Source organism: Pedobacter sp. MC2016-05 (assembly GCF_026239735.1).
Classification (GTDB): domain Bacteria; phylum Bacteroidota; class Bacteroidia; order Sphingobacteriales; family Sphingobacteriaceae; genus Pedobacter.
In genome coordinates this window covers 64,835-86,178 of sequence record NZ_JAPIVT010000013.1, presented here as the reverse complement: position 1 = coordinate 86,178, position 21,344 = coordinate 64,835, and the positions used below count along the sequence as shown (strand labels likewise).

At 39.0% G+C, this 21,344-nt stretch carries 14 protein-coding genes; 9 read left to right on the top strand and 5 right to left on the bottom strand.

All coding sequences use genetic code 11. From position 1 onward, the window contains the following. The first annotated feature begins 115 nt into the window (after positions 1–115). The 8 genes from OQZ33_RS16190 to OQZ33_RS16155 all read left to right on the top strand — a co-directional run bounded on the left by OQZ33_RS16190 (position 116) and on the right by OQZ33_RS16155 (position 11,749). Positions 116–1,888, top strand: a complete 1,773-nt coding sequence (locus tag OQZ33_RS16190; RefSeq protein ID WP_056848705.1) for an ABC transporter ATP-binding protein — start codon at positions 116–118, stop codon at positions 1,886–1,888. 36 nt (positions 1,889–1,924) lie between these two features. Further along, positions 1,925–2,512, top strand: a complete 588-nt coding sequence (locus OQZ33_RS16185) for an RNA polymerase sigma factor (protein WP_265800143.1) — start codon at positions 1,925–1,927, stop codon at positions 2,510–2,512. Between the two features lie 92 nt (positions 2,513–2,604). Then, positions 2,605–3,780, top strand: coding sequence for a FecR family protein (locus tag OQZ33_RS16180; protein ID WP_265800142.1), 1,176 nt, complete (start codon positions 2,605–2,607; stop codon positions 3,778–3,780). 163 nt (positions 3,781–3,943) lie between these two features. After that, positions 3,944–7,255 (top strand): TonB-dependent receptor, encoded by a 3,312-nt coding sequence (locus tag OQZ33_RS16175; RefSeq protein WP_265800141.1) that lies wholly within the window; start codon positions 3,944–3,946, stop codon positions 7,253–7,255. A gap of 11 nt (positions 7,256–7,266) precedes the next feature. Beyond that, entirely contained in the window at positions 7,267–8,661 is a 1,395-nt protein-coding gene (locus OQZ33_RS16170) for a RagB/SusD family nutrient uptake outer membrane protein (protein ID WP_265800140.1), read from the top strand. Positions 8,662–8,783: 122 nt separating this feature from the next. Then, positions 8,784–9,875 (top strand): cyanophycinase, encoded by a 1,092-nt coding sequence (locus tag OQZ33_RS16165; protein WP_265800139.1) that lies wholly within the window; start codon positions 8,784–8,786, stop codon positions 9,873–9,875. Between the two features lie 6 nt (positions 9,876–9,881). Then, positions 9,882–10,907 carry an isoaspartyl peptidase/L-asparaginase family protein gene (locus tag OQZ33_RS16160; RefSeq protein WP_082454896.1) on the top strand — a complete coding sequence of 342 codons (1,026 nt, stop codon included), beginning with the start codon at positions 9,882–9,884 and terminating at the stop codon, positions 10,905–10,907. Beyond that, the gene (locus tag OQZ33_RS16155) at positions 10,907–11,749 is read left to right on the top strand and encodes a cyanophycinase (protein WP_265800137.1); all 843 of its coding nucleotides are present in this window, start codon (positions 10,907–10,909) and stop codon (positions 11,747–11,749) included. Before OQZ33_RS16160 ends, OQZ33_RS16155 begins: the two co-directional genes overlap by 1 nt. A 110-nt stretch (positions 11,750–11,859) precedes the next feature. Here OQZ33_RS16155 and OQZ33_RS16150 read toward each other — a convergent pair whose 3' ends face one another. The 4 genes from OQZ33_RS16150 to OQZ33_RS16135 all read right to left on the bottom strand — a co-directional run bounded on the left by OQZ33_RS16150 (position 11,860) and on the right by OQZ33_RS16135 (position 19,478). Next, on the bottom strand, positions 11,860–13,089 hold the full coding sequence (locus tag OQZ33_RS16150; RefSeq protein ID WP_265800135.1) for a M14 family metallopeptidase: 1,230 nt from the start codon (positions 13,087–13,089) through the stop codon (positions 11,860–11,862). Positions 13,090–13,157: 68 nt separating this feature from the next. Further along, positions 13,158–14,702: a RagB/SusD family nutrient uptake outer membrane protein gene (locus OQZ33_RS16145; RefSeq protein WP_056848713.1), complete on the bottom strand. Its 1,545-nt coding sequence runs from the start codon at positions 14,700–14,702 to the stop codon at positions 13,158–13,160. Positions 14,703–14,711: 9 nt separating this feature from the next. Beyond that, positions 14,712–18,155: a SusC/RagA family TonB-linked outer membrane protein gene (locus OQZ33_RS16140; RefSeq protein ID WP_265800134.1), complete on the bottom strand. Its 3,444-nt coding sequence runs from the start codon at positions 18,153–18,155 to the stop codon at positions 14,712–14,714. 141 nt (positions 18,156–18,296) lie between these two features. Beyond that, positions 18,297–19,478, bottom strand: a complete 1,182-nt coding sequence (locus OQZ33_RS16135; protein WP_056848715.1) for a FecR family protein — start codon at positions 19,476–19,478, stop codon at positions 18,297–18,299. A gap of 137 nt (positions 19,479–19,615) precedes the next feature. Here OQZ33_RS16135 and OQZ33_RS16130 point away from each other — a divergent pair, with 137 nt between their 5' ends. Continuing rightward, positions 19,616–20,617 carry a hypothetical protein gene (locus tag OQZ33_RS16130; protein ID WP_157255619.1) on the top strand — a complete coding sequence of 334 codons (1,002 nt, stop codon included), beginning with the start codon at positions 19,616–19,618 and terminating at the stop codon, positions 20,615–20,617. A 1-nt stretch (position 20,618) separates the two neighbouring features. Here OQZ33_RS16130 and OQZ33_RS16125 read toward each other — a convergent pair whose 3' ends face one another. Continuing rightward, the gene (locus tag OQZ33_RS16125) at positions 20,619–21,215 is read right to left on the bottom strand and encodes an RNA polymerase sigma factor (RefSeq protein ID WP_265800133.1); all 597 of its coding nucleotides are present in this window, start codon (positions 21,213–21,215) and stop codon (positions 20,619–20,621) included. Positions 21,216–21,344: the final 129 nt, after the last annotated feature.

Sequence of the window (21,344 nt, the reverse complement as noted above, 5' to 3'; positions counted from 1 at the left end):
CAGTTAGCGATTACCGGTTTTCAGTTAACAATTACCGGTTACCAGTCGGGTGCAAAAAAAAATTTTTAGATAATTAAACCTTTAGGCGGAACAATTTCTTAACAGACAACAGACAATGGCAGTAACAGGCGAAGTATATAACACAGGATTGCTTAAACGTATTTTTCAATACGTAAAGCCTTATCGTGCTGTTTTTGTTTGGTCGGTTATTTTAACGGTTTTGCTGGCGGCCATTTCCCCAGTTCGGCCTTTTTTAATCAAGTATACCCTCGATCATTATATCCTCTTGGGAAACTATTCTGGCCTGGTACAAATGACCATGCTGATGATTTTTATGTTGATCTTGCAAACGCTGATTCAATATAATCATACCTTGTTAACTAATACTTTGGGCCAATCGGTTATCCGCGATTTGCGGATAAAAGTTTTTAATCATATTACCAGTTTGCGGTTGAAATATTTTGACAAAACGCCTATAGGACAGTTGATTACCAGGACAGTTTCTGATTTGGAAACCATCGCTGATATATTTTCAGAAGGGTTGATCTCGATGATTGGCGATTCATTGCAGGTAGTGGTAATTGTGGGCGTAATGCTTTATACCGACTGGGAATTAAGTCTCGTGGTGCTATTACCGATCCCTTTATTGATTGTAGCCACTAGAAAATTTCAGAAAGCCATTAAAGTGGCGTTCCAAGAAATTAGAAATGAGGTTTCTAACCTCAATACCTTTTTGCAAGAACATATTACCGGGGTTTCTATCGTTCAATATTTTGCTCGTGAAAGGCAGGAATACAAAAAGTTTTATGCGATAAATAAACGCTATCGCGATGCCAATATCCGTTCCAACTGGTATTATTCTATCTTTTTTCCAGTTGTAGAACTGATTTCAGCAATGTCTTTAGGTTTGCTGGTTTGGTACGGCGCTAAAAGTATTTTAGCAAAACCGATTGACGTTACGCCAGGAACCATCACCCAATTTATCATGTATCTGGGGATGGTCTTTACTCCGATTCGCCAGCTGGCCGATAAATTTAATACCCTGCAGATGGGAATGGTTGGAGCAGAGCGGGTTTTTAAGGTTTTGGATACCGACGAAGTGACCATTAACGATGGAACCGAAAAGCCAGTGAAACTGGATGGAAATATTGAGTTTAAAAACGTTTGGTTCGCTTATAACGACGAGCAGTACGTATTGAAAGATTTAACTTTTGAAGTTAAAGCTGGAGAAACGGTTGCGTTGGTTGGTGCGACAGGTGCAGGGAAATCATCTACCATTAACATCTTAAATCGCTTTTACGAAGTTAAAAAAGGCGAAATTACAGTTGACGGAATAAAAATTGAAGATTTTGAGCTTGATTATCTGAGAAGCAATATTGCCACAGTTCTGCAGGATGTTTTCTTGTTTTCGGATACAATCCTAAATAACATCACCTTAAATAATGCTGAAATCACGATTGAGGAAGTGGTGAATGCGGCAAAAAAAGTTGGTGCTCACGAATTTATCGAGCGTTTGCCTGGCGGCTATCAATATAATGTGATGGAGAGAGGTGCAACACTTTCTGCAGGTCAGGCGCAATTAATTTCCTTCATCAGGGCCTTAGTTCACAATCCAGCCATTTTGGTTTTGGATGAGGCGACCTCATCCGTAGATACCGAAACCGAATTATTGATTCAAAAGGCGATTGATAACCTGATGGAAGGAAGAACTTCTATCGTAATTGCACACCGTTTATCAACCATTCAGAAAGCCAATCAAATTATCGTGCTTGATAAAGGCGAGATTAAAGAGAAGGGAACTCACCAACAACTGCTGAAGCTAAACGGTTATTACAAAAAGCTTTACGATTTGCAATTCTCATCCGGAGGGATCGCTAAAAGTTCTTAAAAATGATTATGTTTGGGTTTCCTATAAACCTGATTATTGAACGCGTCGAGAAATAGTGAGCACGATAACGTACTTTTTGACTTATTAAAGCAAGGAGACGAGGCAGCATTTGGAAAAATTTACAAACTTTATTGGGTAGAGCTTTATAATGCCGCTTACAAACGTTTGCCAGAAAAGGAAAAATGCCAGGATGTAATTCAAAATGTTTTCGCCGATCTTTGGAACAGAAGAGAAACACTGGAATTGGAAAATCCACTGGCTTACCTGCATACTGCGGTAAAGTTTCAGGTGCTGAAACATATTTCCAGAAAACCAAAAGATAGCTTTTTTACAGAATCTTTTGAAAACCAATTGATATCTCCAATGCAAGCGGATGGGGAATTGTTAGATCGGGAAGTAAAAGGTTTGCTGGAATTATTTATCAAAGCACTTCCGGAAAAGCGTAGAAAAATCTTTTTGTTACACTATTTTGAAGGTTTATCTACTGCAAAAATTTCTGTCCAGCTAAATATATCGCAAAAAACGGTGCAAAATCAATTAACTACTGCCACCCATGCGCTAAAATTTCGATTAACACATCTGTTTGTATTTCTGGTCTCGTTTTATTTCGCCTTTTTCAGTTAAAAGAATTCTTTTGCCAATTTTTTTTGGAAAATATTTAAATTTCTTTTGGGATATTTTTTATTTTCTGGTACAGTATAAGAAAAGCCAGAAAAATGAGCGCCTTCAAACCTGAGAAACACTTAAACGATATTGTCAGACGTTATCTATCTGGCAAGGCAAGTGCTGAAGAGATTTCTTTTATTGACGAATATTATAATTTTCTTGGAAAAAGAGATATTTCCGAACATGTGCCGAACGAAGAACTTCAATCTTTAGAAGATCAGAACTTCAGGGCCATTCAAAATAAAATTACTGCAGATAAAAAATATAATCTAAATACAGTTTATAAATACATTTCGATCGCCGCTGCATTGGTACTGGTTTGCGGAAGCATATTTTTCCTTAGAAATCAAAAAATAATATCCAGTTCAAGCACAACGAAAGCCAAGGTAGAAAATTTAGATGTGCTTCCTGGTTCAGACAAGGCCATTTTAACATTAGCGAATGGGAAAAAAGTGGTTCTTGATGCCAATACAGCTGCAAACATCAGTAATACAAACGGTATTAGCATCTCGAAAACTGAAGACGGAAAATTGGTTTATACTGTTCTTAACCACCAATTAGTAGATAAAGAAAATAACGCTTTCAATACCATCGAAACTCCTAATGGCGGTCAGTACCAAATTGTTTTACCCGACGGGACGAAAGTTTGGCTAAACGCTGCATCCTCTTTAAAATATCCGGAAGTGTTTGTTGGTAATGAGCGTTCGGTTCAATTAACGGGCGAAGCTTATTTTGAAGTGGCTAAAAATAAAACGAAACCATTCCACGTAAGAAGCAAAAACCAGGATGTGGAAGTATTGGGGACGCATTTCAACATCAACAGTTACATGGATGACAAAACCATAAAAACCACACTGTTAGAGGGTAGTATCAAAATTAGTAATCAAAAATCCAACAAAACTTTAAAACCCGGCGAGCAGGCGGTAACGGGAATAGCAGAAAATGCTTTTATCCACGTATCAAATGATGTAGACCTTGATGACGAAGTGGCCTGGAAAAATGGATTATTCCGTTTCAACGATTTGGAACTGCGGGATGTTCTGATTCAACTGGAGCGGTGGTACGATGTAAAAATCGACTATTCATCGCTTCCTAATAAACGATACAATGGCATGGTACCCAGAACATCGAAATTATCACAAGTTTTGGCCATGTTGGAGAAAACCGGTAACATCAAATTTCAACTCACCGAAGGGAAACGATTAAAAGTGATCTCAAAAATATAATTAAGAATAACTAAGGGCTATAAAGCCCAGCAAACAATAACTAATCAATTTAACCTAAAACCAAACTGAATGTATGAACTTTTACACTCGAAGTAGTAATCTCTTGTCAGAAAAAACAAAAGGCTTTACTACAAATTATTTAAACCAAAAAATTGTTAGAACTATGAAAATATTTGTTTTTCTAATGACTATTTTATGTGTTCAGGTAAGTGCGAATGCATTTTCTCAACGCATTAACATTAGCCAAAAGAATGTTCCATTGGTACGTGTTTTAAAAGAAATTAAACGCCAAACTGGTTATTTCTTTTTGTATGATACCGATTTAGTTCAGCAAAAATCGAGACCAGTTACAATCGATCTGAAAAATGCAGAGCTTAGTGAAGTACTAACGCAAACGCTAAAATCACAACCATTTGGTTGGGAAATTAAAGACAATACCATTCTGATTTTTCCTAAATCATCCAATAATGAAAACTTAAAAGCTATAGATGTAACCGGAAAAATTGTTGATGAAAACGGAAACCCAATGCCAGGTGCTTCAGTACGGGTTAAAGGACAATCGGCTAGTACGGTAAGTGATAGCAACGGTAACTTTACGATCAGAAATGTAGATGAAAACGCAGTTTTAGTAATTTCTTATATAGGATATACGGATAGAGAGATTGCGGCAAAATCGCAAATGGGTGCTGTTAAATTATCGCCATCTGCCGGAACATTGAGCGATGTAGTGGTAACTGGTTATACCAATTATACCAAAACACAATCTGCTGCGGCAAGTTCGTTGGTATCGGCCGATAAAATTAATACCGTTCCAGGATTAACTGTCGATCAAATTTTACAAGGCCGCGTTCCGGGAATGAGTGTAATTTCTACGTCTGGACAGCCAGGTCAGAGTGCATCAGTTGTAATTCGCGGTATTGGAAGTATAAATGGTTCATCTACGCCACTTTTTGTTTTAGATGGCGTACCAATTGAAGCAGGTTATTTTCAAACCATTAATCCAGAAGATATTGAATCTGCAACCGTTTTAAAAGATGCTTCTGCTAAAGCGCTTTATGGTTCAAGAGGATCGAATGGTGTTATTGTTTTGACCACGAAAAAAGGTAAGGCAGGAAGATTATCGGTGAATTATACATCTCAGTATGGTTTTTCAAATTTGAGCAGACCAAATTTCGAAATGATGAACACCCAACAACGTTTGCAGTTTGAAGAGGAAATTGGGGCAAGTTTTGGCCGTAACATCGGTCCGGGTTGGACATATTCACCAAAAAATCCTACTTACGCTGCCGGCACACCTGCAACTCGTGCCCGTGCTGATTATATTATCGACAGTTTAAGACAAATCAATACAGATTGGCGGGATATTTTCTTTCAACGAGGTAAATTCCAGGAACAACAGGTAAGTGTAAGCGGTGGTAATGACAAACTTCGTTTTTACAACTCATTAAATTATTATAGCCAAGAGGGTGTTGCTAAACGTACAGGTCTTGACCGTTACTCGTTAAGAAGTAACCTTGATTTTAATGATGGCAAATTCAGCGGAAGCACAAATGTTGCCATTGGTTATTCTCAATCTAGTTTTACTGAAGGCGAGGGTGGCACAGGTGCCGGTACCGCAATGGCCTCTGTTTATTATGCCTTGCCTTACGAAAATCCATACGCATCTGATGGTACTTTGGTACATCCAGGAAACAGATCTCAATATTTTATTTTAGATCAGCGTGAAGGTAGTCAGGCTTTAGAACGTTTATTGAATTCTTCAGATAAAACAGAACAATTTAAGTCGATTATCAGCACTAATTTTGCTTATCAGATTTTGCCAGAGTTAAAAGTAACAACAAGAGCAGGTATTGATTACCGTCAGTCGACAGATCAACAGTTTGTTAACCCAGATTCATATTATGGATCGAGAAGTGTAGCCAATACATTGGGTGGAAGAGGAAGATTAACAGATGCAAGCAGAAGAAACTTTAATATCATTTCTACTACTGGTTTAACTTACGCTAAGAACTTTAATGAAATACACGATTTTGAAGCTTCTGCATTCTACGAATATGTGTACAACAACTACAATTCGTTTGGTTTCAGTGCCTATGGTATTGATGGCCGTTTGCCAGAAACGCCGGCAGGTGCAACAAATGGTAGTGCTACTTTTTTACCAAGTACCACTGGTGGAAAAACTAAAAATGCATTGGCATCTATCATGGGTGTAGCCAGGTATACGTATGATGATAAATATACCTTAACGGGAAGTTACCGTTACGATGGATCTACACGAGTTGCTCCACAAAACAAATGGCATGGCTTCTATTCATTTGGTGCAAATTGGAATGTTAAAGGAGAGGAATTTTTAAAAAATAACGAGCTCATCAATGATTTAAGAGTTAGAGGAAGCTACGGTATTACTGCAAGTCCGTTCGGTGGCGATTTCCTTTATCTGCCAACTTATGCAGTTAACACTTCATACGGTGGCGCATCTGCAATTAGAGCCACAACTCCTGGTAACGATGCTTTCGATTGGGAGTATGTAAAAGAATTTAACACAGGTTTTGATTTGGCTATGTTTAAAAATAGGTTGCGTATTACAGTTGATTACTATAATCGTAAAACAACTAACATGTTTATCAATCAGCCGCTTTCTGCAACATCTGGTTTTAGCGAGTTAAATTTAAGTGCTGGTGTAATGAGAAATAGAGGGGTGGAATTTGATGTAAGCGGCGATGTAATCAAGAACCAGGATTTTATCTGGACTGTGGGTGTAAATGCCGGGTACAATAAAAATAAGATCCTTCATGTTACCGATTTAGTAGATTCTTATCCTGATGGCGACTCAAGAATTTTGAAAGTAGGTTTGCCTTATGGAACGTATTATGCTCCAGATTGGGCCGGCGTAAATCCTCAAACTGGAGAACCCCAGTACTATAATTTAGATGGATCAATTACCACAGCTTACAACGTTAATACACAAAGTACCACCAATTCTGGCAGTTTGTATCCAACCTTTACTGGTGGTTTTAATACTTCATTAAGTTACAAAGGCATTACGGCATCGGCTTTATTTTCTTTCGTAACTAACGTAATGCGTTGGAATAATGAAGATTTTTACAACGAGAATCAACGTTATGCAACCAGTAACCAAACGGTAAGAATGTTAGAAAACAGATGGCAGGTTCCTGGCGATACCGGTAATGATGCGATTTTGCAGAAGTTCGATCTTCCAAGAAACTTTACTTCGAAAGATATTCAGGATGCATCTTTCTTAAGACTAAGAAACGTGAACATTGGTTACTCACTGCCAAAAAGCTTATTGGAAAAAACCAAAATTATCAAAGGAGTTAAAATTTTTGTTCAAGGTCAGAACTTATTCACCTGGACCAAATGGAGAGGTTTAGATCCTGAAAATAATGCAGTATATGGTCGTTTCCAATATCCAAATACCAGAACTTATACGGCTGGTTTAAATGTTAACTTTTAAAATTTACAGCAATGATTAATAAAATATATCAAAAATACATCCTTATATTTTCTTTGTTGGTTCTTACGGCATCGTCATGCAAGAAATTAGATTTGGTTCCTACAGATACCATTTCTCCAGACAAGGCATACAGAAATATTAGTGATATTAATTTAGGTGTTTTAGGTGCCTATGCGCTTTTAGATGGAAGTACTATTGGTGTTACCTCAACCGTTTCTGATGAGGCTACTTTTCCAACGGAAAACACAGTTGGTAATAGTGATGCATTTAGGTGGTTATACAACGCTGGGAGCGGTTCTGTTACTTCGCAATATTATACTTTTTACGTCGCTATTGATCGTGTAAACAGAACTTTAGCAGGACTTGATGCGCTCTCGTTGACAGGAGTAGATGCAACAACTGCTGCTCGTTATCGTGGGGAGTTGCTGGCCTTACGGGCGTATTTTCATTTCGAATTGCTTCGTAACTATGCTTCAGCATATCAAACAGGTGCGTTAGGTGTTCCTTATATGCAGTTCTCAACCATTAGTTATCCAGCGAGAGATAATTTTGAAGTAGTTATTGCTAACGCAAAAGCAGATCTTATTGCAGCTAAGCCACTAATTCCAACAACATTTACGGATAAAACACGGATTACAAAAGCAGCAGTATCCGCTATTCAAGCAAGATTAGCTTTGTATGAGAAAAATTGGAGTGAAGCAATTGCCTATGCCAATGAAGCCATTGCTGCTTTTCCACTGGCCACTAAAGCGCAATTCCCAGGTATTTGGACTGACGCCAATGATAGTGAAGTGATCTGGAAGGCAAAACGTGTGGGAACAACCGATTCAAGACTAGGCGATTTTTATTTCCGCCAGGCTGGAGGAATTGTCTTGTATGCACCAGCTCAGAAATTGATTAATACTTTTGATAAAGTGAATGATTTACGCTATTCAGCTTATATCAGATTTGATGCTACCAGAACCGGAACGAGATCACAGTACCTTGTTAATAAATATATTGGTGGAACATCAACAGCTCCTGGTTTAACAGATATTAAATTATTCCGTACAGGTGAAATGTATTTGATTAAAGCGGAAGCTGAAGCAGAATCTACCGGTGACGCCGCTGGAGATTTAAATGCTTTACGTAATGCCCGTATAAACGGCTATGTTAGTGCTACTTTTGCTGATAAGCCAACACTAATAGCGGCCATTATGGAAGAGCGCTATAAGGAATTATCGTTCGAAGGTCATCGTTTTTTCGATTTAAAAAGAAGGAATTTGCCTGTTGTTAGACTGGCCGTTGATGCTGCAAATGCTTCAGGGGCAGTTACTTTGCCAACTACTCAGGCGCAATATTCGTTTCCAATTCCGGCAGCAGAAATTTCAGTCAACAAGCAAACGATTCAAAATCCTAATTATTAGGTAAATCATAAGTGAATATCGCATGACTATTGTCACGTTGAGTTTGTCGAAACGCAAATAGAGATATCTGTTAGCTTTCGACAAGCCTTGCGTGATCATCATTTAACCTAGTAAATTTTAAAATGAAACAATCTTTTCTAATCATTTTAGTGGCTTGCTGTTTTTCTGTAATGGGCTGCAGTAAAACAACTGAAACTCCAAAACCTCAACCGACAGGTGGTGGTACAGCCATACCGGTGGCTAAACGCCGACCTGCCTCAATCGGTATTGTTGGCGATAGTTCCAACGTGATAAAATCTACAAATGGTGGAATGGTTTTAATGGGTGGCGGAACCGACGTTGATGCCGCTTTTAAATGGATGATTGAAAGAAGTGGTGGAGGAGATGTAGTAGTTTTACGTGCTACCGGAACTGATGCTTACAATCCGTATATCAATAGTTTGGGCAGTGTAAATTCCGTTGAAACTTTGTTAATCAACACGAAAGAATTGGCGAATAATGATACAGTGGCTTACATCATCCGCAATGCTGAAATGGTTTTTATTGCCGGTGGCGATCAATCTGACTATATGAGAAACTGGAAAGGAACAAAAACCGAGCAGGCATTAAATTATCTGTTAAATGACAAAAAGGCACCAGTTGGAGGAACAAGTGCTGGTTGTGCCATTTTGGGTGGCTTTTACTACAGCGGCGAAACGGGCGGCGTTACTTCTGCACAAGCTTTGGCAAACCCTTATGATGCTAATGTTACACTCTACAACAATGACTTTTTGAAAGCGCCGTATTTGCAGAATGTAATTACCGACCAACATTACTTAACTCGCGATCGGGAAGGAAGATCTGTCGTGTTTTTAGGTAGGATAAATAAAGATTGGAAAACGCCAGCCAAATGCATCGCTGCTGATGAGCGTACCGCTGTTTGCATTGATAAGGATGGAATGGCTAAAGTTTTTGGAGATTATTCGTTAACCAGACCTTACAGTTATGCTTATTTCATTTCTTCTGATGCTGGTAAACAACCCGAGCAAATGGAAGCGTTTAAAAAGGCAATCTGGAGCAATGGTGAAAAAGCGTTGGCAGTTTATGAAATTGCTGCCTCGGTTAATGGTGGTGGAAGCTTTAATGTTGCTAACTTTAAGGCAAGTGAAGCCACCGGTGGAAAATGGTATTGGTGGTGGATCGATAACGGAGTTTTAAATAAAAAAGATCAATAAAATAAAATGAGAACATTGAAATTATTTACGGTATTACTATTCTCTGTGTTAGCATTGAATGTTTCTGCGCAGCAGAAAAAATATGTAATGGTTATTCACGGCGGTGCCGGAACCATTTTAAAAAAAAATATGACCCCTGAAAAAGAAGCTGCTTATATTGCTGTTTTAACCCAGGCTTTGCAGGCAGGTTATGAAAAAATTAAATCGGGCAAAACCAGTTTAGATGCAGTGGAAGCAACTATTCATGTGATGGAAAACGACCCACATTTCAACGCTGGTAAAGGTGCGGTTTTCACCCACGATGGTAAAAACGAACTGGACGCCGCCATTATGGATGGTAAAACATTGATGGCAGGAGCGGTTGCCGGAGTGACCACAGTGAAAAATCCAATTTCTGCAGCAAGAGCGGTGATGGAAAAATCGGAGCATGTGATGATGGTTGGCGCTGGTGCGGATCTATTCGCAAAAGATGCTGGTTTGGAAATTGTTGATCCGAAATATTACTGGACTAAAGAGCGTTGGGATGGATTACAACAAGCGATAAAAGAAGATTCAACCAAAGCGGTTTTGGATCATGGGAGTAAAAAATCAGAATTGTTAGGGAGTAAAAATCACGATTACAAATTCGGTACTGTTGGTTGCGTGGCCTTAGATAAAGCAGGTAATTTGGCTGCCGGTACGTCTACAGGTGGAATGACCAACAAAAAATACGGTCGCGTGGGCGATGCGCCAATTATTGGCTCTGGAACTTATTGCAACAATGAAACAGCTGGTGTTTCTTGCACTGGTTGGGGCGAATTTTACATCCGTAATGTAGTAGCCAAAACCATTTCCGATCTAATGGAATACAAAGGTTTGTCTGTTGCCGTAGCATCTAAAATGGCATTAGATAAAGTTGGTAAAATGGGTGGAGATGGTGGCTTAATTGCATTGGATAAAAAAGGAAATATTGCGATGCCTTTTAATACTGAAGGCATGTATCGCGGTGCAATTACTGCTGATGGGAAAATTGAAGTAAACATTTATAAATAATGAAAAAGTTATTTCTAATATTTGCTTTAGTTGGCTTTTCCTTAATGCTAAATGCACAAAGTAAAGCTACAAAAGGAAATCTCTTTATCATCGGCGGCGGCAATCGTTCTGATGAATTAATGAAGCAAATGCTTAATACTGCCGAATTAAAACCGAGCGATTACATTGTTGTTCTGCCAATGGCCAGTGAAGTTCCTGATGTTGGTTTTGGCACACTTTCCGCTCAGTTGCAAAAGCTTGATCCCAGAGTAATTAAAAACTTCAATTTCGCAGAGCATGACGTAAATGATAAAAAGTGGACTGATTCCTTATCCAGCGCAAAGCTTATTTATATCCTGGGCGGCGATCAAAGCCGTTTTATGAATGTGGTTTTGAATACACCAGTTTACACCGCCATTCATAAAGCTTATCAAAACGGCGCTACTATTGCCGGAACAAGCGCTGGCGCTGCGGTGATGAGTAAATATATGATTACCGGAAAACAACTTTTAGATACCGTTTACAAAGAAACTTTTAACAAGCTTTGGGATAAAAACATTGAATTTTTGCCGGGCATGGGTTTGTTGGAAAATACAATTATTGATCAACATTTCTTAAAAAGAAACCGCTACAACCGTTTAATTTCTGCTCTTGCGGCCCATCCTGATTTGGTTTGTGTCGGTATCGATGAAAGTACAGCAATTATTGTTCATGGCAATAAAGCCACAGTTGCTGGCGAAAGTCAGGTGGTTAGATTGGCTAATCCAAAAGAATTAAAAAAAACAGATAAAGGTTTGATGAAATTTAAGCAATCCGAATTTGGAATTTTTACCGCAGGAGATGTCATTAAAATTAAACCCTAACCTCAATTAAAAGCACGAAGCAAGCTAAATGATAGAATTGCTTCGTGCTTTTTTTATCTAGTCAATTAAAGATTTCTTTCGATTATATTGCAATTTTGAAGGTAATCCTATTATTTATTTTCAGTGGCCAGCAATAATTCCATCATTTTCTCGGCTGCAACCTTACCTTTTAGTTTAAGCAAAGTCCGGGGCGTATCATCTCCAACCTCATAGGTTAATGCTTCTGCATGCAAAACCCTCCCCATCCAGCTTTTAGATACATTACCACCATTTGGAGATGGTTTAATATTAGGCTTAAAACCGGGGATACTTTCGCTAAAAGCGTGGAGCCATTTCCGCGTAAAACCCGGTAAATTGGTTTTGTTCTGAGGCTGGTCTTCATTGGTGTAAAATACATCGTAATAGGTTGAATGGAAATCTATCCCGAAATATACCTTTGCATTTTGCTGCGTAATTTTTTTTAAGAGATAATCTTTAACCGCTCTTGTTTCCGGTTGTGCAAAGTTTTCCCAATCGCGGTTTAAATCTACACCGGCCACATTATGTCGCCAGTTGCCTTCATCCACACCATCAGGATTAATTACCGGAATTAAGAGCAGCTCGAATTTCATTCTGAAGCTCTTTCCCAGTTCAGTATTGGCAGTTACGGTTCTGATAAATTCCTGCATGGCCATATAACCCGTAACCTCAGGTGGATGCTGCCTGCTCAATACCACAATCAGTTTTTTGCTTTGATTACCAATGTTTATTGCATTAATGGGTTTACCCAAAATACTTTCACCAATTTTTTGCTTTTTTACCTGAGGAAGCCTGACCAAGCTATCTTCCCAATGATAATTATCCGAAGCACTTAACAGTTCCTGTGCAGCAACCAATATGGTATCGTTGTTTGCTGATAGTTTAAAAGAGGCTTGCTTTTTATTCTGATTGATTTTGACATCAGCAAGATCTTTCCAGGGCTGATGTTGATAACGGTATTTAGGGTTGTAGCGATGTGAAGTACCTTTATAATTGAGGTTAACGTAAAGATTTTTTTGCTGTGCCGACCAAACTTTAAAAGCATACCATGGGCTGGGATTGATGGGCTCGTTTTCGGGAGCAATCTCAATGTTAAAGGTGCTATCGTTTTCCTGTGAAATTGAATTTAGCCTGGCGCCACCAAAGTTATTGGTTAACAGAATCTGATTTTTATTAAAGCGATAAGTCTTTCTTATTTGGAAATTTGTGGTTGCTTTTGATGCGTGTTCATTAATACTTTGCGTTAAACTTTTAGTTTTACATGCTAATATGAATGCTGCGAGGATTACTATAAAAGCCGTTTGATTTTGTAATTTAATCACGATGTGAAAGTTTTAAAATAAGAAACAAGGCTGCCTCACGACAGCCTGTTCAACGAGAAGAGAAATCTTTAAGGGTTTTGATCTTCAGGACCAATGGCCTTGTTTACATCAATTTCATCTTGAGGAATTCTGTATTCCCAAAGGTTATTTTGCGATGCCCGAGCTTTAAATAAAGTATTGGCAATATCGGTGTAGGTTACGGTGCTACTTACTCTAGGGTTATCCATTCCGTTCCTGTCCATGTCGGCATCTGTACGTTTCAGGTCGTAGAAACGGAAGCCTTCGCCCCACAGTTCAATACGTCTTTGTACCATTATTTCATCGATTAAAGCTGCGCCTGTTTTTGCAGATAGTACATAATTTGGGTTTCTGTTTACCGCTAGTGGGTATAGTGCAGCAGCTGCAGCAGCATCCTGTCCGCTTCGTGCCAAAGCTTCAGCTTCTATCAGGTACATTTCGGCAACCCGCATAAAGGGGATATCGCCGGCCCGGCTGGTAACATCCAGAACTTTGAATTTTCTGTGCATGTATTTAATTACCCTTACATTTGATGCGGCAGCACCCGTTGCGGCATCTATTGCACCAGGGAAATTAACTTTATCTGCAGTGGTACCATCCCACCATAATTTTTTTCGGATATCTGTACTGGGGATTTTAGCATATAAAAGAGAGTTGATCATCTTGGGCTCGAGCCTGTTCCACGACGAATTAAAATTACCCGATACGTAAGAATAGAAAGAACCAAAGCTTGGTACCTGATCTGTTAACTGGTTAGCACCCCACATCCATTCCACATTCGAAATCGAAGTAAATCCACCCAGATAATCCGTATTTGTCATTAAAGAGAAACCAGTTCTGGCTTCTTTTGAATATTTCACCGCGTTGGCATAATCCTGCATAGTTAGTGCAACCCTTGCTTTAAAGCCTTTGGCGACATTTAAGTTTACATGGGTCTTTGCTGATCTGGCTGTTGCGTTTTCTAAAAGAGAAATCGCCTGATTTAAATCTTGATTGATCTGAGTATAAACGGCTTCTACCGATGAACGCGGTTGATCTACACCCTCCGTTGAGATAATGATTGGAATACCTGCCTGTGTGTTCTGCTTTCCTGCTTCATAACGTTTGCCATAAAGTTGGATCAGGTTAAAATGGCACCAGGCCCTAACAGCTAAGCTTTCGCCTTTAATCACAGCTTTTTCATTCGCAGCACCATCAATCTTATCGATGTTTTCGATAATCATATTGGCATTACTGTTAATCCGGTAGTATAGTAAATAAGGGAAAGCGGCAAGTGAGCTTGATGCACTTCGGTGATCGATCCATCTTAGTGCGGGCTTAAAATAACTGTAAGTATTTCCTGACCATACAAAATCTTCGCCCATGGCATCCATATTCAACATCATGGCACCATGTGCATCCTGCGACTGATTTGAAATTTGAAGATACATTAAACGATACATCCCGTTTACGGCAAGTTTTGCATTGGCAATAGATTCGAAAGCCGTTGTTTGCGCAACCTGATCAGTTGGGAAGGTTTCCAGAAAATCTTTTTTACATGAAGTAAACAATGCTATCATAAGCATGATTACTGAAGTGATTTTACAATTTTTCATGATGATATTTTAAAGCGTTACATTTAAACCTAAAGAAACAATTCTGTTTGGAGCATAAGTGTAGCTCGAATTTCCGTTGTATGCCTGCGATGGATCAAAGCCTTTCCGGTATGAGCGCATAAATAAATTTTCGCCGGTTACAAAGATTCTTGCATTGGTAATCGATAGTTTGCGGGAAAATGTTTTTGGTACGGTGTAACTAAAGTTCGCTGCTCTTAAATATAAATAAGAAGCATCTACCAACCAGCGATCGCTATCGTACGTTGTAGTTCCAATTGCTCGCCTGGGTACATTTGTTACATCACCTGGTTTTTGCCAACGATCTAAGGCATCAACATGTAATGCTCTTCCATAAGTGCCGTTAGACATCAGAGACTGGTAATCGCCATCAAAAGAAACGCCGCCAACCTGATAGATAAATCTGAAATCCAATGCGAAATTTTTGTATGTAAAGGTATTGTTGATACTGCCATAGAAATCAGGAATAGATGAACCTGCATAATGGTACAAGGCATTGGTACCGCTCGTGGTTACCACCGTGCCATCGGGCATGGTCTTGGTAGTCGTTGCTGCCGGCCCGGCCACAAAAAGTTCAGAACCTGTATCAGGATCTATGCCATAATAATCTCTCAGCCAATAATCATAGCGAGATTGGCCTACCATATATTTCTTGGTGCCATCGATAAACTCATCGTAGGGTAACTTGGAAATCTTATTGGTAAAGGTTGTCCAGTTAACGCCAACATTCCATTTAAAGCTTTTGGTCTTGATTGGCGTACCATCTAACTGAATCTCTACACCACGATTGTAAAGACTGCCGAAGTTTTGGTTTTGTGTATTTAACCCCGAAGAGAGGGCAAGTTGTACGTTAAATAAAAGGTTATCGGTATAACGGTTAAAATATTCAACACTACCTGAAATGCGGTTTTTCAAAAAGCCAAACTCCAGGGCAATATCCATACTATTGGTCGATTCCCATTGGATATCTTCATTTCCAAGTGCCAAAGCTTGCTTGATACCTGCTTCATTACCATTTTTAAAGCCAGTATCATAAAAAGTTTGATACAGGTAATAACTTCCCAAATCATCAGACCCTACCTGGCCATAAGAGCCACGAAGTTTTAAATTATCAACCCAGCTAACATTAAAGAATTTTTCTTTATTGATTTGCCATCCAGCACCTACAGACCAAAATTCTCCCCAGCGGTTTACCGGAGAGAATTTTGAAGATCCATCTGTACGGTAAGATCCGGAAACAAAATATTTTCCATCATAGTCGTATTGGAACCTTCCGAAATAGGACTCAATCCGGTAGTTATCCTGATAAGAAGTTAAAGAAAGAATTGTAGCAAAGTTTTTAAGTTCAGTTGATCCTGAAACAATTTGACCGGATGCACTGCCAAAATTATAATCATAACGGCGTTGGTAAGCCTCGTGGCCAGCCAATACATCAATATTATGGCTTCCGAAAGAACGGTTGTAGTTTAATAACTGGTTAATATTCATTGTTCTGGTTGTTGAGCTAGTGCGGTTACTTTTTCCATTGGAGGTCAAACCGTCGCCGATAATAGGGCTATCAAAAACGTTAAATTTGTAGTTGTTTAAGTCCAGACTGAAATTGGTAGTCAGCTTAAAATTCTTTAAGAAAGAAATCTCAGCGAATGTACGCCCGCTGATAAAATTACGCTCGGTGTAATTCTCATTGTATTCTGTTTCTGCTAACACGTTTCTGCCAGGAGCAATAGGGCGGGTGTAACCTTCATCATACACCTGATTTCCTAGCGCATCCAGTAAGTAACTTCCGTCGGCATTATGCTTGTGTACAGCATAAATTGGTGCAAAAATTAAATCAGTATAAAATGGATCTTCCCAGATTCCGCTCTCTTGATTGCCAACGTTTGTTTTTTGAACTGAACCCGAAAGGTTAATGCCGGTTTTAATCCATTTTTTTACGTGGGTATTTATATTTACCCTGCCGCTATACCTGTTGAAATCCGTTAATACAGAGTAACCCTCATCTTTTAAATAAGCCAGGGAACCAAAGAAATCGCTTTTGTTACTCGCTCCGCTATAATTCATATTATATTCGCTGCGTATGCCGGTGCGTCTCAGCTGATTTACCCAGTTTAAGTCTTCAGGATAGATTAGAGAAGCCGCCGGATTTATCGTTCCATTAGTTAACACTACCTGGTTATCGGCTACAGTAAATGGATTTGAAATTAACGATCCGACGATATTATTTGATGCCTGCGTGTTTGCCGCATCAAGTGTTGCGCCACCGGATACTAAACTATTCCGCATTGATTCCCAAAGTAGCGGGTAATACTGGAAAGCATCAACTTTCTCGTAATCAGACAAACCTCTTGAATTTAAACCCTGCGTTGTTTTCAAAGTAAGCTTCGGGGCCACATCCTTCCCTTTTTTTGTAGTAATTAGAATCACACCATTTGCACCTCTTGAACCATAAAGCGCTGATGCCGATGCATCTTTTAAAACAGAAATACTTTCGATATCATCAGGATTTAAGTTATTCAGTGCGCCCTCATAAGGTGCGCCATCTACAACATATAATGGATCAGAACCTCCGTTGATGGTACCGAAACCACGAATACGTACGCTCGGGCCAGCGCCAGGCTGACCGCTTCCCGTAGTGGTTTGAATACCGGGCGCAGCACCAACTAATGCCGTTGCCAGGTTCGAAATTGGCCGGTTTTCCAGTTCTTTCGAATTGATTGTTGATACGGAGTTGGTCAATGCGCTCTTTCTAACCGTACCATATGCCTGAACAACAACTTCTTCCAGCTGCTTGTTCTCGATGGTTAACTGAACATTTAACGTGTTATTGGCGCCAACTATAACTTCTTTCGAGGTATAACCCAGGTATGAAAAAACTAAGGTGGTTTCTCCTGTTCTAAGCGTAATGGTATACTTTCCGTCAGAATTGGTAATTACACCGTTACCTTTACTTTTTACTCGTACAGAAACTCCTGGTAAGGTAGTATTGTCATCGCTGCTGCTTACCACGCCCGAGATAATCCGATCTACCCCGAACACTTTAGCCACAGGTTTTACGCTTACAATAATGGTTTTATCTTCGATGGCGTAATTTAGTGGCTGCCTGCTAAAAATATTTTTTAACAGCTCATCCAAACCCTGATCTTTTGCCTTTACATTAACCAGATTAGCTTCTTCAATTACTTCATTACTGTAGATGAAATAATAGCCGGTTTGTTTTCTTATCTCCTTGAAAATAGTTTTTAAGGAAGCATTATTTGCGGTAAGTGTGATTTTCTGGGCCATTGTTTTACCACTCACCTGGAGCGATAAGCAAAAAATAATTATTGCCGCTAGTTTCATAACCAAAAAAGCTTTAAACGCATAACAGGTTCCTTTTAATTTTGTAATTGGTTTGGGCATGGGGCTGCCCGTTTGAGATTGTAGACAATCTTTCATAAGTTTGTTTTGGTTTGGGTTTATTGATAAGTTGATAAATTTTTATAGCCCAAAACTGCTGCTTGCAGCTTTAATTAAATCTTTCCGGGTGCAACCGGGAAGATTTTTTTGCTATTATGGTTTTTGGCTTTACTTCATACGTTACTTGCTGATTGGTTTCACTTCTATCGTTTTATTGTTAATATTAAATTCTACGTTTCCAGCTGCCTGAAGCAGTTTTAATAACTTCGAAACATTGTTATTGCGACTTACTACCCCGTTAAACTTAATGCTTGGTGTTTTACCAACGTATTTCACCTCTACATTATACCATCGCTCCACCTGGCGCATCACATCTTTTATACTGGCATCTTCGAAAATAAATAGCCCGTTTTTCCAGTCTACCACATTATCTACATCAACATTTCTAAGCAAAATGCGGGAACTATTTGCATCAAAAACAGCTTGCTGGCCAGGAACCAGAATTTTCGAGACATTGTTATGATTCAATTTTATTGATCCCTCTAATAAGGTAACAGCGGCATTTTCTTCGTTAGGATAAAGGTTTACATTAAAATGTGTACCCAAAACTGCTACGTTTGCCTGTTCGCTTTCTACAACAAATGGTTTGGTTCTATCTTTCGATACTTCAAAATAAACTTCACCTGTGACCATAACTTTTCTTTGGCTGCCCACAAATGCTGTAGGGAAAGTGATGGATGATTCGGCATTAAGCCAAACCAAGCTTTTATCAGGCAACATTAAACGGTACTGGCCGCCGCGGGGTGTAGATAAGGTATTGGTATATACGTTCTGCTCTCCTTTATCGTTAACTGCATACTCAATAAAACCCTCATCGCTTTTGTTGATATTTGATGCGCCTTGCCGGGTAAGTGTTCCCTTCTGCGCATCATTTAAGATGATTTCAGAACCATCAGCCAATTTTAAAATAGCTTTATCTCCTCCGGGAAGCAAATCTTTTTTTACGATTTGTACAGTAGGTTGTGGAACCTTTTGCTTGTTGTAGATATGATACCCTAAGTAACCAACAATGACCAGCGAGGCCGCAATTGTTAATTTTTTAGCAAGGGAGATGATGATTGCCGTTTTCGATCTTTCTTTTTTATCAACTACGATGTTTTGGTACATGTAGTTCCAATCAACATGGTGTACATCGGCATCTGGTGAGGTAACCTTATCCAATTTTTTCATGTAATCATCCAAAAGCGGTTTGTACTCCTCTTTGCTGATGTAATTAAATAGCTCCGCGAAATCTTCTTCCGTTATAGTTTTGTTTACATATTGATCCAGTAAATCGTTAATTCTGTCGTTGTTTTCAGGCATGTCGGGATTGGCAAAATTGCGCCTTTAATACATAGACTATTAAGTGGATACAAGGGACCGCGGGAAATAAAAATATTTTTTTTAGCGGTCCTTTAGTTGTTGTGTCCGGTCTATCATTTAAGCTTAAACTTCAAAAAATGTGTAGAAAAACAACCATTCTAATTGCTTTCATTTTGACGATCTGTACTTCAGACCTAATGGCCAACAAAATTTTATCACCGGGCTTTCAGGATACTACCAGGCATTACCAACCGGGCAAAACCTATACCTTTAACGTAACTGCGCCATCGGGCGAATATGCGCTGGCAATAGAATACATCGCAGGCGATCATAAATCTAAACTAATTTTAACTTCGCCACATGGCGGAAGTTTGAAACCGGATTTCATCAGAACTAGAACGAATGAATACGTAGTTAAAGCCGAAGATAATGGCTATGGCGACACCGAAAGTTTCTCTGCAGTATCGGATTCTAAAACCCTTGAGCTTACCCAGGCACTAGCCGAGGAAATAAAAAGAACAACAGGATTAAGGCCACACATCATTTTAAACCATTTACACAGAAGTAAGCTGGATGCGAACCGGGCAATGTCTTTAGCTGCGCAGGGCGATGTAAATGCCGAAGCTGCCTGGAAAGCATTTCATGCTTTCATTGATGATGCGAAAGCGCAGGTGCTTAAAAATAATGAGGGCTTGCTGTTTGATATTCATGGAAATGCACACCGCCCGCAACGCACAGAAATTGGTTTGCTTTTAAAAGGCAAAGATTTCAAATCCAACGATTTGGAGCAATATGCCGATAAATCAAGCGTAAAAGCTATGGTCAAAAGTGGCAAGGCCACAATGACTGAGCTAATAAAAGGTGATTATGCTATGGGTACCTTGTTAAGCGAGAAAGATATCTTGGCTACTCCTGGCAAATCGGTTCCAAACCCGGTTGATGAAGAATTTTTTCCGGATGGCAGGTACTTTAACGGCGGTTACAACACGGCAAGGCATGGCTCTAAATTTTCTGGAAACATTTCTGCAATCCAGCTGGAGTTTAATTCGGATGTAAGGATGGATGATAAAAAAAGGCCCGAGTATGTGAAATCAATAACCAAGGCCATTAATCAGTTTATGGCTAAATATTTTAAGTAGATTAAGAAAGCAACCAAACAAAATATGCAGTTATACTTATTTTAAGTGTATTAATCGAAAGGTAGTGGCGAAGGTATTTTAGCACATCAACTATAACGTTCTTCACCCTGCTTTTTGATAAGCCAACCTGAAGGGCAATTTCCTCGTGGCTCAAACCATCAAAGCGGCTCATTTTAAAAATCTGCTGTTTCTGCTCTGATAAATTTGCCAGCCCCCTGTTGATTAGCATTTCACTATCCTTAAAGTCAGTTTGTTCTTCAATACCATTGCTTTCTACCTGCATATTTGCCCATAGCTGGGCCAGTATTTTCTGATTTTTAGCAGCCTGGTTTAAATAATTATAGGTTTTGTTACGAACAATTGTGTAAATGTAGTTTCGGGGATGCTCAATATTCGGTAGCGTATCTCTTTTCTGCCAGATGGTAAAAAAAGTGTCCTGAACAATTTCTTCCGCATCAGCTTTAGAATGTACAAATCTAACCACGAAACTGTAAACCCTATTTTTATAAAGCTCAAAAACATGCTTAAAAGCAATTTCATCGCCACCAGCAATTTTTTGCAGCAATATTTTTTCCGCAGATAAATTATAAACAGACATGTATAGTTCGTTGGTTTCGGTTGGCTAAATATATGAATTACTGAATAATAAAAATATTTTCAGTAAAAAATGGGCAGAAAACTGAATGATTTTGATAAACAAACATTTTATCTCCTGTTGTTTTAGCTA